This window comes from Pseudochelatococcus contaminans (assembly GCF_014195635.1).
Classification (GTDB): domain Bacteria; phylum Pseudomonadota; class Alphaproteobacteria; order Rhizobiales; family Beijerinckiaceae; genus Pseudochelatococcus; species Pseudochelatococcus contaminans.
This window is the reverse complement of the sequence record NZ_JACICC010000006.1, coordinates 69304-84625: the sequence shown is the minus strand read 5'-3', so window position 1 is coordinate 84625 and position 15322 is coordinate 69304. Positions and strand designations below refer to the sequence as shown.

12 protein-coding genes are annotated in these 15322 nt (G+C 60.2%); 4 read left to right on the top strand and 8 right to left on the bottom strand.

Annotated elements, in window-relative coordinates; all coding sequences use genetic code 11:
* Position 1 precedes the first annotated feature (1 nt).
* The 4 genes from FHS81_RS12520 to FHS81_RS12505 all read right to left on the bottom strand — a co-directional run bounded on the left by FHS81_RS12520 (position 2) and on the right by FHS81_RS12505 (position 3138).
* Positions 2–421: a copper resistance CopC family protein gene (locus FHS81_RS12520; RefSeq protein WP_183753431.1), complete on the bottom strand. Its 420-nt coding sequence runs from the start codon at positions 419–421 to the stop codon at positions 2–4.
* Between the two features lie 141 nt (positions 422–562).
* Positions 563–1909: an LLM class flavin-dependent oxidoreductase gene (locus FHS81_RS12515; RefSeq protein WP_183753429.1), complete on the bottom strand. Its 1347-nt coding sequence runs from the start codon at positions 1907–1909 to the stop codon at positions 563–565.
* A gap of 128 nt (positions 1910–2037) precedes the next feature.
* A complete protein-coding gene (locus tag FHS81_RS12510) occupies positions 2038–2481 on the bottom strand; it encodes a hypothetical protein (protein WP_183753427.1) in 444 nt (147 codons plus the stop codon).
* Between the two features lie 207 nt (positions 2482–2688).
* Entirely contained in the window at positions 2689–3138 is a 450-nt protein-coding gene (locus tag FHS81_RS12505; RefSeq protein WP_183753425.1) for a pseudoazurin, read from the bottom strand.
* A gap of 811 nt (positions 3139–3949) precedes the next feature.
* On the opposite strand from FHS81_RS12505, the gene FHS81_RS12500 reads away from it, so the two are divergent.
* From FHS81_RS12500 to FHS81_RS12485, 4 genes are all read left to right on the top strand, one after another.
* A complete protein-coding gene (locus tag FHS81_RS12500; protein ID WP_183753423.1) occupies positions 3950–6310 on the top strand; it encodes a TonB-dependent hemoglobin/transferrin/lactoferrin family receptor in 2361 nt (786 codons plus the stop codon).
* 117 nt (positions 6311–6427) lie between these two features.
* Complete coding sequence (locus FHS81_RS12495) at positions 6428–7171, top strand: ChuX/HutX family heme-like substrate-binding protein (protein ID WP_183753421.1); 744 nt, start codon at positions 6428–6430, stop codon at positions 7169–7171.
* A gap of 4 nt (positions 7172–7175) precedes the next feature.
* Entirely contained in the window at positions 7176–8102 is a 927-nt protein-coding gene (locus FHS81_RS12490; RefSeq protein ID WP_343052483.1) for a ChaN family lipoprotein, read from the top strand.
* Between the two features lie 5 nt (positions 8103–8107).
* Positions 8108–9859, top strand: a complete 1752-nt coding sequence (locus FHS81_RS12485) for an ABC transporter ATP-binding protein/permease (RefSeq protein ID WP_210281670.1) — start codon at positions 8108–8110, stop codon at positions 9857–9859.
* 137 nt (positions 9860–9996) lie between these two features.
* Here the strand turns inward: FHS81_RS12485 and FHS81_RS12480 are convergent, their stop codons facing one another.
* The 4 genes from FHS81_RS12480 to FHS81_RS12465 are packed head-to-tail and all read right to left on the bottom strand — an operon-like array spanning position 9997 to position 15174.
* Positions 9997–11730, bottom strand: a complete 1734-nt coding sequence (locus tag FHS81_RS12480) for a dipeptide ABC transporter ATP-binding protein (protein ID WP_183753419.1) — start codon at positions 11728–11730, stop codon at positions 9997–9999.
* A complete protein-coding gene (locus tag FHS81_RS12475) occupies positions 11727–12617 on the bottom strand; it encodes an ABC transporter permease (protein WP_210281669.1) in 891 nt (296 codons plus the stop codon). The genes FHS81_RS12480 and FHS81_RS12475 overlap by 4 nt, the downstream gene beginning before the upstream one ends.
* Complete coding sequence (locus FHS81_RS12470) at positions 12614–13531, bottom strand: ABC transporter permease (protein ID WP_183753417.1); 918 nt, start codon at positions 13529–13531, stop codon at positions 12614–12616. Before FHS81_RS12470 ends, FHS81_RS12475 begins: the two co-directional genes overlap by 4 nt.
* An 11-nt stretch (positions 13532–13542) precedes the next feature.
* Complete coding sequence (locus tag FHS81_RS12465; protein ID WP_183753415.1) at positions 13543–15174, bottom strand: ABC transporter substrate-binding protein; 1632 nt, start codon at positions 15172–15174, stop codon at positions 13543–13545.
* Between the last annotated feature and the right edge of the window lie 148 nt (positions 15175–15322).

Genomic DNA, 15322 nt, shown 5'->3' with positions numbered 1-15322 from the left:
CTCAGGGCTTGACGGTGAAGTTGAAAGAACCCTTCGTCTTGTGCGTGTCGACGGACAGAATATCCCATTCAACGGTGTAGATGCCCGGCACCAGATCATCGACCGAAACACTCACGGTCTTGTCGTTGATGTCGATATCGCCCTTGTCGACCTTACGTCCCTGCGCGTCCTTCACCGCGACATTCGAAAAACCTTTTTCGAGCGCCTCGGTGAACGAAACAACGACCTTCTCCGGCGCTTTGCGCACGGTGGAATCGGCGGCAGGCGTTGCGGAATCGAGATGCGCGTGCGCCCAGACCGGGGTATAAAACACACCGGCCAACAAGCCGCCGGCGACAAGCGCGGCGACGGAGCTGCGAACTCTCGCACGGCCAGCCACGACAGACGGCCTGTTGAATATTTTATGTCCTGATGCAATCATGATCTTTGCCTGTTTCCTGTTTGGGGGACGATCCATTCCGGCTGCAAATGCGCCGACATGAAGCGATATTCAATCTGTAAAATCTATATGTCAAGTATACTTATTTGGCGCAAAAAAGCCCGTCTGGGCGTGTCGGCACGGTCATTCCAAACCCGTCTGCGGTTCAAAATACTGGCTATGAGGGCGTGACAGGCCGAAGTGATCGCGCAGCATCCGACCCTCGTAATCGTCACGAAAAAGGCCGCGCCGCCGCAGGATCGGCAGCACCTCGCTGACAAAGATATCGAACTGTGACGGCAGGATGGGCGGCATGACGTTAAATCCATCTGCCGCACCAGACTTAAACCAGTCCTCGATCGTATCGGCTATCTGCTCGGGCGTGCCGGAAATGGCAAAATGCCCCCTCGCGCCGGATAGCCGATGCAGCAGCTCCCGCAGCGTCAGTTTTTCGCGGGCAACCAGATCGGTAATGGCGATAGCGCGGCTTTGCGCAGCCTGCACCTTTCGCGGGTCCGGAAAATCCTCAACCGAGAGGACGCCATCCAACGGCAGATGAGAAAAATCATGCCCGCCGAAGCGGTCCGCGAGCCGGTCGAGCCCCACAGCGGGGTGAGTCAGGGCATTCAACTCATCCGCCAGCCGGTGGGCTTCGGCCTCGGTGGCGGCAATCGTCGGGCTGATGCCGGGCAGGATGACGAGACTGTCCGGCGCGCGCCCCAAAGCGGCTGCCTGTGTCTTGATATCGGCGTAGAACCCCTTCGCAGCGGTTTTATCAAGGTGCGCCGTGAAGATCGCTTCGGCATGCGCGGCGGCGAATTGTCTGCCGGAGACCGACGAACCTGCCTGCACATACACTGGCCGCCCCTGCGGCGAACGGGGAACGTTGAGCGGACCACGCACCCTGAATCGCGGGCCGACATGATCAATGCGGCGGATGGCATCTTGCCGGGCGTAGACGCCTGCCGCCCTGTCGTCGAGGACCGCGCCATCGTCCCAGCTATCCCACAGCTTGCCGACGACATCGATGAATTCCCACGCTCTTTCGTAACGTTCCGCATGCTCGATTTGCCGGTCGTCACCGAAATTCGGCCCGGCTCCCGAAACCCATGAGGTAACGATATTCCAGCCCACGCGGCCATTGGTGATGTGATCGAGCGAGGCAAACTGACGAGCAAGATTGTAAGGCTCGGAATAGGTCGTCGACGCGGTGGCGATGAGGCCAAGCCGCTCCGTCGCGCCCGCAAGCGCCGCAATGATGGTGATAGGCTCAAGCCCGCCCTTGGCGACATGCACCACTTCATCGCCAATACCCAGCGCATCCGCGAAGAATATAGCGTCGAAGCGCGCGGCTTCGGCCTTGCGGGCCAAGTCCGTGTAATACGCGATATCCGTCAGGGATCGATGGGTAGCGCCATCGTGCCGCCAGGCAGCTTCATGATGCCCGCGGCCATGCACGAACAGGTTCAGGTGTAATTGGCGATTGGTCATATCTCAAAGGCAAGAAATGCGGCGCGCACCGCAAGGCAGATTGCACTGTGCGTGATGCTGTTTTCGCCTGGCTGAACGAAATGAAACGAGAGATCGCTGCAAAGCGACCTGCATGACGATAGCCGCCGTTACGGAGCGACGACAGTCGCAGCAGCAGAAATCTTATCGCCGCCCACCGCATATTCGCGATGATCGTTGGTGTTGAGAACGACTTCGATGCGGTGCTCTCCCGGCTTCAGCCCTTCAAGATGATAAGCGTTGCCATAGAGACGCGAAACCTTGACACCGTCGACATAGACATGGCCATGCCCCTTGCCCGCAGCATGCTGCTGGCTGGCCAGCTCCGGCGCGAACTCGAAATTCTCGGTGACCAGAAAAAGGTTGAAGCCGCTTTTTGCATCTTCAACCACCTTGAGTTCCAGAATGCGCGGCGCTCCAGCGGCTGCCACTTCCAGCAGCGAATGCGCATGGCCATGCCCTGCCCCGGCAGTGCCGCCCTTCACGTCATGGGCGACACCGCCAGCGGTCAAGGCCATCAGCAATCCGGCGGCCATCAGTGAACGTTTCATCATGCTGTTTCTCCAATGGAAACCGGAATGGGGCGCTCCGGAACCGGCAACGATGCAAGCGGAAACATCGTCTGGTTCATTAAGCCAGACCAGCATTTCGCCCCTTCCCATCAGAGTCAATATATAAAAATTATTATTTTTATAGAAAATTGATTGCTATCGAAATTTATATACCCTCTTCCAGCCTGCGGACGTTGAAAATGCTCGGATTCACAGCCCGAGTTCCGCCAACGACGCCTCCAGCCGTTCCCGCGATTTCTTCGGCAACTTGGCGGCCTTGATGGCCTCGATGTTTGTCGGTGTTTCATCGCCAACGATCACAAGCGCTATCATGCCCATGGGAAGATGCGGCGCGCATTTGATGAGATAAGCCCCTGGAACAGAAAAGGTCGCCGTTATTTCCTGATTGATTTTGCCTCTGAACGTCTCCGCGCCGTCAGGCACCAGCCCCTTGACGGTCTCGGCATTGTGCGTCCTGTGCGTCGGGACGAAGGTTACCGTATCGCCAGGAGCGATGCGCAGGGTCTGTGGCTCGAATACCATCAACCCGCCCTTGCCCTTGTTGAGCATCTCGACCTTAAAATCCTCAGCCGCCGCAGGCATCGCCATCGCGAGCAAAAGCGCCCCGCTCCACAAAGCGTTCGTCAACACTCTAAACATCGTTTTTCTCACTATGAATCATTGAATCCATATCTGTGATGGAATCATTTCGCCGTATTGCTCATCGAAAGAATCAGGTGGATCGATTATTACGCGTCGGCGCTACCCTATACGACTTTAAGACCCACCGGATGCAGGAGCGGCTGCTTCAAAGCAGCGCAGTATCGATGGACTCGGAAAAGCAGGTGAAAAACTCACAATTGCAAATAATTTTCTATTAAAATAAGTATAAATGTGATTTATTCTTATAATCTGGCAGCCTCATGACTGTTCCACCCCGCGTCACACTCTATGCCGCTATTCCGAGGACAAGCAAAGCGAGCTGCCCATCCTGCCGAGTCGCTCGACCACATCAGCCGCAATCAGGCGGATGCAACCACCCTCTGCAAGCACCTGACGTTTGCCGGCGTCAGAATCGTCATACCGGGGCGCGATTCGGCTTCCAGACAAGACAAAAATAGCCGCCCTACGGGTAGCTTTTGCCTGAAAGTCACGTCACGGCTTTCCTGAGCATCGGGCTTTTACCGGCCTCCAATGACCCTCTCATAAAAAATTGCCACTTGTTGCATGAATAACACATTCGGGCGACGCACGGAGCGCTGTTTCGTCCATCCTCTTATTGATGCTATGGAATTTCAGAAAAATAGATATAGATCTATTAAAAAAGAAGCCAAACAGTTGAATTTATAAAATATAATGAGAAGCCCTGTTTTAATTCATTAAATTTACTGCGGATGCGAACGTAAACATATGGATTGAGTGCATTTTTATTTTTAGTTAGCTGTCCCCATCTGCCGATGGAGGAAGTATTATGTCGAGACTACATTTCTGGCTCACACGGGCCAGCGCGGCTGCGCTGCTGATAGCGATCTGCCAGCCCGCGCAAGCGCAGAATGTACAGGCTCAGGGTGCAACGGAACGGACGTCCCGCGATGCGGCGGCGCAGACCGATCAGGCTGCTGCGAGCGATGCGGTGCCGACTGTGGAGCTGGATGAGATATCTGTCGTTGCGACGCGACAAGCGACACAGGTTCTCGACATTCCTGGCACGGTCAGCGTGATCTCCCGCCGTCAGCTTCAGACCCATATCGTGCAGGACAATCAGGATCTTGTCCGCTATCAGCCGGGCATCTCGGTCGGCCGTCAGACGTCCGGCACCGATCCGTTCGGCAATGTCGGCGGCTTCACCATTCGCGGTGTTTCCGGCAACCGCATCCAGATGCAGGTGGATGGCACGCGCATCATCGAGCGCATCACCGACGGCAACCGTAACTTCGTCGATCTTTCCCTGCTGAAAGCGGTTGAAATCGTTCGCGGTCCCGGTTCCGTGCTGTGGGGTGCCGATGCCATCGGCGGTATCGTCGCATACCGCACGCTTGACCCGAGCGACCTGCTGACCGACCCGAAGAAGCCATACGCGTTCCAGCTCGAAGGCGCATATGACAGCCTGAACGACTCCTTTACCCAGACTGGCATCGCCGCTTTCCGCCTCTCGCCGGAGTGGCAGGGATTGCTGGCCTTCACGCATCGCAGCAACAGCGAGGCGAAGCTGGGCCGGGCCCGCGCTGACGGTGGCCGCTGGGGCTGCCCGCGTGTGCCGGACGCAATCCGATGCAACAAGCTCAACCCGCTCGACGCCGAGGTCTGGAACGGTTTGGGCAAGCTGGTCTGGAAGCCGACGGTGGATCACCAGTTCCGGCTGACGGGCGAAGGGTTCAAGTCCAACAGCACGGCCGACCAGCGCTATGACTTCGGCCTCCAGACGACGGGCGCATACAACGGCCCCTACATTCGCGAGCAGGAGCAGACCCGCTTCAGGGTGTCGCTCGATCACGAATGGGATGTGAATGCGAAGTTCATCGACAAGCTGAAGTGGCAGTTGTCCTATTCGCCGCAGAAGCGCGACATGACCTCAAATCGTTTCCAGGTGCTCGCCAACCGCCAGCAGCAGACGATTTATGACGAGACGAATTACGAAGAAAAGTTCACGCAATTCGATATTCAGGGCACGTCGAGCTTCGGCCTGCTCGGCGTCAGCCACATCCTGACCTATGGCTTCCAGGGCGATCACACCCGGACGGATTATGAAAAGCTGACGGTGACGCGCAATCTTACCCGCGGCACTGTCACCACGTCACGTGGCGGCGGCTTCAACTTCGCCAACGCCACGACAACACGCGCTGACCTGTTCGTGCAGGATGAGATCAAGCTGTTTGACGAGCGCCTCACCCTCACGCCGGGCGTGCGGTGGGCGAACTACTCCATCGACCCGCGCATGAATTCGGATTACAAGGTCAGCCCCGGCGCCGATCCTCGCAAGCAGGATTCCAGCCGCTTCATTCCGCAGGTCGGCGCCCTGCTGAAGCTGGACGACAACTACTCCCTCTATGCGCGCTACGCCGAAGGCTTCAAGATGCCGACAGCGCAGCAGCTCTACATGTCCCTGCCGGGAACCTCCTTTAACCTCGTGCCCAACCCCTCGCTGAAGCCGGAAAAAGTGCGCTCCTATGAGGGCGGCCTGCGCGGACAGTTCGAGGCCAACCGCTATTTCGACAGCGCATGGTTCTCTGTCGGCGCGTTCTATGCCGATTACACCAACTTCATCCAGTCGCTGGTGCCGGCGCCCGGCTCCAGCACGGATTACACCTCGCGCAATCTGTCCAGCGTCGACATCTGGGGCATCGAGGCATCCGCCGAGGTCATTCTCACTCGGAACTGGGCGCTCAACGGTTCGCTCTCCTGGCAGCGCGGTGAGCAGAAGGCCGAACCGGGTGCGCGCACAACGCCTTACACGGACGCCATTCCGCTCACCGGCGTTGTCGGCGTGAAGTGGATGAAGCCCGAGTGGGGACTGGAAGCGGAAGTTCTCGGCACCTTCGCGCAGAGCGTGAAGCGTACCGCCGATCCCAGTGCATTCCGCCCCGGTGGCTACGCTGTCTTCGATACCTTCCTCAACTGGTCTCCCAACATCAAGGATCTTGGCTGGAACGGTATTGAGTCCGTCACCATTCGTGCAGGCGTGCAGAACATCTTCGACAAGCGCTACTTCGACTGGCCGCTCAGTTATTCGTTCGCAAACGTAGGATCGTCGTCGGTGGCAATCAGCAATCCGCTTGAATTGCAAACAGCGCCCGGGCGTACCTTCAAGGTCAGCGCGCAGATCAAGTTCTGATCCGGAAAGGTTTCAGGCTCCCAATAACTGGCGGCGGAGCAGCACGACGCAATGCGCACGTACTGCTCCGCCTCCCTGCCGCCCATTTTGCTAAAGCATATCCTCGAAAGATACTTCATGAGCACAGCTAACGATCCGGCCAACGATTCCGCCAAGCCCGCCCTTCGCGAAATCCTGCAGGGTGATTTCGCCGCTATCCTTGAGCGCGCTCCCGCGCTCGGCAAGGTTATGGTGATGACGCGTGTGGCTGGCGCGACGCACGAGCGGATCGGTCCGGTGGAGAGCGTCGAAATCGATGGCGGTCTGGTGCGCTTTGCTGGCGCTGCCCATAGCGCCGCCGTCGACACCACCGCCCTTGCCCGCGCTATCGCTGACCGTTCTGTCGTCATGGGCGATAACGTATTGCCCCGTATCGAGTTTTCCGATGCGGCCGGCGAAACGGTTTTTTCCGTCATTGCTCTCGACGGTATCGGCCCCTTCGATTCCGGCCTGGGAGCACTGGGGCGCGGCCAGCCCGAGGCGGAGGCTGAAAAGCCGGCGCGCGAGCAGTCGACGGTCGCGGATGACGATGCAGGCGCGCACCTGCTTGGAAAGATACAGGCCTCCGGCATCCCGGTCACGATCCGGGTGGTGCGTCCCGGTTTCGATCAATCGTGGACGGGAGTTGTCGCATCCGCCAAGCCGGGCGCGGGCTTCATTAATATCATGACGGACGATTTCCATCTGCATCTGCGCGGTGGCGCGGTGACGGGTTGGGAGCGGGAAGACGGCAATGGCACTGTCTCCTTCCACGCCATCGGTTCATCCGGAACGCGCGGCGGCCTGACCGTCAGCGGGCCGGCTGCAGCTTTCGGAGAGTGAACCCGTGAGCACGCAACCCACAGACACACCAACGGATGTGCCGCATGAGCGCGGACGCTGGCTCGACCCGACAACCGGCAACACGGTGGACCAACAGGCGCTGATGCGCGCCCTTGCCGGTCGACAGGCGGTGTTGCTGGGAGAGCGTCATGACATAGCGGAAATTCACCGCTGGCAATTGCATGTCACCACCTATCTGCATGGTCTGCGGCCAAATCTCGCTGTGGGATTCGAGATGTTCCCTCGCCGCTTGCAGCCTGTGCTCGATCGGTGGGTGGCCGGTGAGTACGACACCGCGACATTCATTGAAGACAGCGAGTGGCATCAGGTCTGGGGTTTTGACCCGGCAATCTATCTGCCGCTGTTCCATTTCTGCCGTCAGCAGCGCGTTCCCATGCTGGCGCTCAACTGCCGCCGCGCATTGGTGACCGAGGTGGGGCAGCAGGGCTGGGAGGCAATCGCCGAGGCGGACAGGGATGGTGTGACACCCGCCGCCCCCGCTCTCGACGCTTATCGGGAGTATCTCTTCTCCATCACGCGGGGGCCGCCGACGCGCAAGGCCACTTCGGCCCACGATCCTGCCTATGACCGCTTCATCCGCGCCCAGCAGACATGGGATCGCGCTTTCGCGTGCAATATCGCGAACGCAATCCGTTCGGCAGAGGCGGAAGGCAGGGAGCCGCCGCTCGTCGTCGGGATCATCGGCCGGGGGCATCTGGAGTACGGTTACGGAACGCCCTACCAGTTGCATGATCTGGGCATCGAGGATGTTGCGGTTCTGCTGCCGAACGACCGCGAGACCCTGACCATCGAGCCGCATCGGCGCATCGCGGAAGCCGTGTTTCGTCTCGATACGCCCGAGCCGCCGGCGGAGCGCGGTGAAAGGCCCCGCCCGGCAGCGAACCCTGACGCCGGAACGGGCGCGGGATAGCCACAATGACCATGCCGCTCGTCATCCGCCAGATCGCCCGTCTGATACGCCTCTGCATTGCCGGGAAGGGCGGGCGGCTGGCCGCGTTCTATTTCGTCGTGGTCGTCTTCATCGGTTTTGCCGGTACGGCTGTCGGCGTCTGGCTCATCAACTGGAATGCGGATTTCTACAATGCCCTGCAAAAGGTGGACGGCCCGGAGATCGTCCGCCAGATCGGCATTTTCGGGATTATCACCAGCATTTCCGCCTCCCTTTACCTCGCGGGCCGGTACATCCTGAAGCTGGCGCAGATCCGCTGGCGGCGTTCTCTCACCGAAGTCGCGCTCGATCGCTGGCTCGGCGACAAGGCTTACTGGCATCTGCGGGCCGGGAACGGCACGCATCCCCCCGTGGACAACCCCGACCAGCGCATCGCCGAGGACTGCCGGCTGTTCGTCGAACTCGTGACGGACAGAGGCACCGAACTCATCAACTCCGTTGTGGCGTTGGTTTCCTACTTCGCCGTGCTGTGGACCCTCTCGACCTTCACGCTGTCGTTCTCGCTGTTCGGCTTCGGGGTCGAAATCCCCCGTTACATGGTCTGGGCCGCGCCGGTCTATGTCCTGCTGTCGAGCCTCATCACCCACTGGCTCGGCGCACCGTTGCATCGCCTGAACTTCATGCAGCAGAAGCGGGAGGCCGATTTCCGGTTCGCGCTGGTCCACATGCGCGAGTCGAATGAGGCGATCGCCTTGCAGAACGGCGAGGAGGCGGAGCGGCGTGTGCTCGGCCAGCGCTTTCAGGGCGTCATGGCGAACTGGTATGCGCTGACCCGCCGAGATCTGATCCTTGGGCTTTTCACCCGCCCGTTCATGCAGACCGTTCTGCGCATTCCGACTTTTCTCGCCCTCCCCGCCTTCATCGCCGGCAAGGTCACGCTTGGCGGGCTGATGCAGGTGGCGAGCGCCTTCTCGAACGTGGTCACCACCCTGTCGTGGTTCATCTTCAAATACCGCGACCTGGCTGAACTTGCAGCCACCGCCGCCCGCCTCGACCAGTTTCTCGCTGCCACAGAAGCGGCAAACGCTGCGGAAAGCGGCCCGACGGTCATCGATACCGATGACGACATCCTGCACGTAGAGGACTTGACGCTACGCTCGCCGGATGGAGAAACGCTGCTCAAGGTGCCGGACTTTTCCGTCGCCAAGGGGGAGGTCGTCTGGATCAAGGGCAGCAGCGGCCTCGGGAAAAGCACGCTGCTAAAGGCGATTGCCGGCTTATGGCGATATGGCGAAGGCTTGATCGAACGCCCGCGCGGCAAACGTCTTTTCCTGCCGCAGCATGCTTATCTGCCGCTGGATAATCTGGCTGCCGCTATCACCTATCCGCAGCCTGTCGGCAGCCATGCCCCCGGCGACATCGAAACATGGGTGACGAACGCCGGCCTCGCAGGCCGCATCGGAGAACTGCACGCCTCGGACATGGTGACGACTGCCAACAAGGGCCTTTCAGGCGGGGAGTTGCAACGCCTCACGCTTTTACGCGCGATTGCGGGCAAGCCTGACTGGGTGTTTCTGGATGAACCGACAAGCGCGCTCGATCTGCCCGCGGAAGAGCGGATGCTCACCCAGTTGCGCCAGGCTCTGCCGCACGCAACCCTCATCATCATCGCCCACCGCCCCCCGGCAGGGCTGACAATCACCCGCAGCATCGACATGGAGTCCGCGATAGAGTCCACAGCCGCGCCAGCCGAAACGCTATCGGAAGCAAGAGATTGAGCATCGACTGGAGGTCGCGGCAGGTATTATGTCGATAAGGTGCGCCGGCCTGCTGGCGCACAACAGACAAGGCTCATGACCGAATGATCCATGAGCGGCCCGATGCCTCCCGCTGTCAGTGCTATACGATCTCCTCATCAACTGGCGGCGAAAGGACCCGGCACCGCTGCAAGCAATGTCCTGGTGTAGTCATGGGCAGCGTGAAAAAACACGTCGTCCACGGGTCCGCGCTCCACAATGCGACCATCCTTCATCACCAGCACGCTATCCGCTACATGGTGGATGAGGCCGAGGTCATGAGAGATGAAAAGAAGCGCGGTCCGCAGCCGGGACTGCAATTCGCCGATGAGATCGATCACCTGCGCCTGAATGGAGATGTCCAGCGCAGACACCGGCTCGTCGCAGACGATCAGCGCCGGTTCGGCGGCAAGAGCCCGGGCAATCGCCACCCTCTGCCGCTGGCCGCCCGACATGGTTCGCGGATAGCGGTCGAGAAAACCGGAGTCGAGACCAACCTGATCGAGCAGCCAGACAATATGCTCCAGCGTCTGCTTCCGGGACAGGCCCCACACGTTTTCAGCGACGATGTCGCTGACGCGATAGCGTGGATCGAAACTGCTGAGCGGGTCCTGCGGAATATACTGGAGCTTCGAGCGCAGGGCACGCCGCTCGCTTTCACGAATGTCGGACCACGGCTTGCCGAGAAGCCGGACCGTTCCGGTGTCAGGCTTCAGCAAGCCGAGAATGATCTTGGCGCACGTCGACTTGCCGGAGCCGGATTCGCCCACGAGCCCGACGACCTCGCCAGTACTGACGGTAAACGACACATCGTCGAGCGCGACGAAAGTCTCCCGTCCGCCGCCCACCCCTTTCCGGCGGCGATACCGTTTCCCGATGCTTGCGACATCGAGCACGACCTCACCCGACACAACCGGACGAGGCGGAAGGGGATCGCGGATGATACGGATCGGTTGCGGCTGCCCGTCCTCGTCCCCGCTGCCGGAAGCCGCTTCAAAATCGACCCTCGCCGAAGACAGGCGTGTACCCCGCGACGTAGCGGAAGGAACGGCCGCGATGAGTTGGCGCGTATAGACGTGGCGCGGTCGCGACAACACCTCGGCTGTCGGCCCAGATTCAACCACTTTCCCGGCCCGCATGACATGCACGCGGTCGGCGATTTCCGCCACCACGGCGAGATCGTGGCTGATCAGCAACAACCCCACACCCTCGTCCCGCACGCGGCGCGACAGCACATCGATCACCTGTTTCTGCACCGTGGCGTCCAGAGCAGTCGTCGGCTCGTCAGCAATGACGAGCCGGGGACCGGCAGCGATGGCAGCAGCGATCAGGGCGCGCTGCCTCAGCCCGCCGGACAATTCGTGCGCGTACTGCCGGGAGCGGATTTCAGGATCGGGAATGCCCACGCGGGCCAGGGTGTCGATAACCCGCTCCTCGATCTCTCGCCGTCCGCGCAGCAGGCCGGCATTGGTTACAACCTCCCCCACTTCCTGTGCGATGGAGCGCAGCGGATCGAGCGAAACGAGAGCATCCTGCATGACGAGGCCAATTTCCCGGCCGCGCACACGCCGCCAGCGGGCAGCGTCGAAGCGCATGGCATCCTCGCCCGCGAGCCGGAAGCGCCGCGCCGTTATCCGGGCGCCATTGCCGGCGAGATTCAGCAGTGTGCGTGCAGTGACGCTCTTGCCGGAACCAGACTCGCCGACCAACGCCACACACTCGCCGGGATGGATAATCAGGCTGACATCCTCCACCACCGGCCTGCCGCCGTCAGCATGACCGAAATGGACGGTGAGACCTTCGATATCGACGAGCGGCTGCGGGATGGAGATGGAAATGGCCGCTTTGCTCATGAGTTGTCCCGACCTTCGAAGACATCCTGAAGATAATTACCGAACACCGTGAACGCGATCACGGTCAGCGTGATCGCCACCCCCGGAAACACGCCGGGCCACCACGCCACGCGCAGGGTGTCGCGGCTTTCCGCCAGCATCACGCCCCATTCCGGCGTCGGCGGCTGCGGTCCAAGGCCGAGAAAACTCAGGCCGGATACCGCAAGGATGGCTGAACCGATGAAAACAGTCGCCGTCACGGGAACGGCCACCAGCACGTTCGGCAGCAGATGTCGGAAGAATATCTCGATATGTCCCCGCCCATAGATATGCGCGTGCGTGACGTAATCGGCATTGCGCACGAGCTGCGTCTGTGCCCGCACCACGCGGCCGAATTTGGGAATACCGGAAAGTCCGACCGCAACTGCGATGTTGAACATCCCTTGCCCGAGAAAGGTGACGACCAGCATCGCCAGCAGAACCGTCGGGAATGAAGATACGATATCGAAAAGGCGTGAGTTGGTTTCGTCGAGAAGCCGGCTTTTCTGCCCGGCAAGAATACCGAGCAGCACGCCGAAGACCACGGAGATGAGCGTGGCCCCGATACCGATGAACAGCGAGTATCGCGCGCCATACACGGTGCGGGCAAATACATCCCTGCCAAGACGATCGGTACCGAAGGGATGCGCGGCATCAGGCGCTTTCAGGATGGAAAGAAAATCGCCTGCCAACGGATCATAATTTGTGAACAGGCCGGGAGCGGCAACCGCGACCAGCAGGAGCGCAATGAATGCGCCAGACGCAACTACCCCTGCGGGTATCCGCCGCCTGACCGTGCGCATGGCGCGAGCCGGGGCGACCTCCTGCTCCGCCCTTGTGCCTGGTGTGGTATCGAACGTTTGTGTCATTGCGCCTTCAGCCTCGGATCGATGATGACGTAAAGCACATCGAGAATTGTGGATGCAGCGACGTAGATGAAAGCGGCCAGCAAAACGACCGCAAGCACCACGGGTACATCGTGTGACAGCACGGCGTTGAGGGTTGTCGTGCCCAGCCCAGGACGGCCGAAAACTTTCTCCGTGATAACCGCGCCGCCGAGCAGCCCACCGATGATCCAGCCGCCAAGCGTCATCATGGGCAAGGCGGCATGGCGAAGTACATGCTGCACCCGAATCTGCCTCTCGCTCAGCCCGCGCGCCCGCAGAGTGGTGACGAAGGGCTGGTCGAGCGTTTTCTCGATGGCGTCACGCAGCACCTGTGTCAGCAGACCGGCCGTAGGCAAAGCCAGCGTAATCGCCGGCAACACCAGAGAACGCCAGCCTTCAGCACCCGAAACAGGGAACCATCTCAGGTTGAATGAGAACACCATCAGCAGCAGGATGCCGATCCAGAAGACGGGTGTCGATGCGAACGTCAGTTCGACGATAGATGCGATCCGACGCGCGACGCGACCCCGGCCGGAGGTCAGCGTCGCCAGTACGACAGCGATGGAGAAAGCCAGGATTCCCGCCGTCGCCGCCAGATAGACGGTTGGCAGGAGTTGCGAGGCCACGACATCCGTCACGGGCTGACGCAGCTCGTATGACATCCCGAAGTCGCCCGAGGCGATCCGCGTGACGAATGCGACGTACTGCTCGCCAATACCCCGATCGAGGCCCCATTCGGCAGCGATCGCCTCGCGAAGTCCGGGATAGTCGAGATCGCCGGCAAGAATGTCCTCAACCTGTCCCGGCAGAGCGTGAAGCGCAAGGAAAGCAACCGTTATGCTCCCCCACGCCACCACGAGACTAGCCCCCAGCCGGGCGAGCACCTGGCGCCACATGGCGGTTCTCCTCAGTCCTTCGCCAGCCAGACGTCATAGAAGTTAGACGGTGAGTCGAGCTGCGTCTCGAACGACAGGCCGCGCACCTTGTCCTTCGCCGCCAGCTGATAATTGGCCGAGAACAGCGGCACAATGATCGCCTGATCCACAGCATAACGCTGGGCCTCGTCCACGAGCTTCTTCTTTTCGTCCGGATCGGTGGAGGCAAGCGCCTCGTTAATCAGGCGGAAGAGTTCCTTGTCGCCCTTGTCCGCCACAGCCCGGATGAAGCCCAGCTCGCCGATGTTGCCCTGAAGCATCTGGGCGGCGTCTGCCGGCAGATACGTGTTCGGGTAGATGGTCCAACTGCCGGCCTGAAGGGCTTGCGCCCACTCGCCGCCACTGATGAAACGCAGTTTCAGGTCGAAGCCGAGATTCTTGCGCAGCTCCGCCTGAAGCCCCTGAATCAGCACATCGCGGTTATCGCGCACATAGGGCTGCGGGTATCCGACCTCGATGGACAGGCGCTCACCATCCTTGGTGCGGAATCCTTCTGCATCGCGACCAGTCCAACCGGCCTCGTCCAGAATCCGGTTCGCCTCGGCGACATTGTTGCCCCACGCGCCCTCAAGCGCCTTGTTATAGAAGAAGCCGTCCCGACCGATGTTGGAGAAAGCCCGTGGATACGCCCCCAGATAGACGCTCTTCACCAACGCGTCGATGTCCGCTCCATCACGCAGCGCCCGCCGCACACGCACGTCGGTTGCTGGCGGAATAGTGTAGTTGATATTGAGCGTGAATGACGTCTGAGCGCCGGACGGACCAGTGAGGAACTGGAAGCCCGGCTGATCTTTGAACAGGCCGATATCCGTCGGCTGCACGCCTTCGATGACGTCCACCTGCCCGGAAGACAGCGCGCCTGCACGAACGGCGTATTCCGGCAGGAAACTCACCGTAACCTTGTCAAGGTATGCTGGACCCTCGTGCTTTGCATAGTCCGGACCCCAGTTATAGTTTTCGTTTTTGACGAAAGTGACGGACTGTCCCCGCGTATAGTTGTCGAAGATGAATGGGCCAGTGCCCGCCAGTTCACGGCCGCCGGCGCAAAGACCGTTGCCCGCCTGGAGCGACTTGGGAGAGATGATCCCCAGACGAATGCTGGCGATCGATTCCAGAAGCGCTGAATCGGGCTTGGTCAACCTGATCCGGACTTCAGTCGGGGAAACCGCCTCCACGCTTTCGACGGCGCGCAGAAGATCACCGGACGAATTGGTGTTTTCGGCATTCTTCACGAAATCGATGTTGAATTTGACGGCTTCCGCGTCGAATTTGCTGCCATCGTGAAATGTCACGTCATCGCGCAGCTTGAAGATATATTCCTTGCCGTCCGGAGAGATGCTCCATTCCGTTGCGAGCCAGGGAACGAACTTGCCGCCCTCCACCTTCCCCACGAGTGAGTCAATGTAGTTGCGTATGAGGATATATGCATTTTGCTGCGTCGACCTGTGCGGGTTGAAGCAGACAGGCTCCGTCGTGACGCCAAAAATGAGTTCACCGCCCGCGCTCGGCGTTTCGGCGGCGGCCACCTGCATCGTTGCTGCCAGCCCCAGTGCAACGACTGGTAAGGAACGGCCAAAGAATGATCTCAGTTTGTTTAGGGACATGAAAACTCGAACTCCGTGGGATTTTTGATTGTCAAGAGAGGACCGGGCAGCAAATAGCTTTTCATGCACTGGCTGCCTGCCTCGAAGCCGTGAGACTGCTCGCGGGACGATCCAGCCCAAAATGGGCGCGCAATGTAACGTCTCTGTA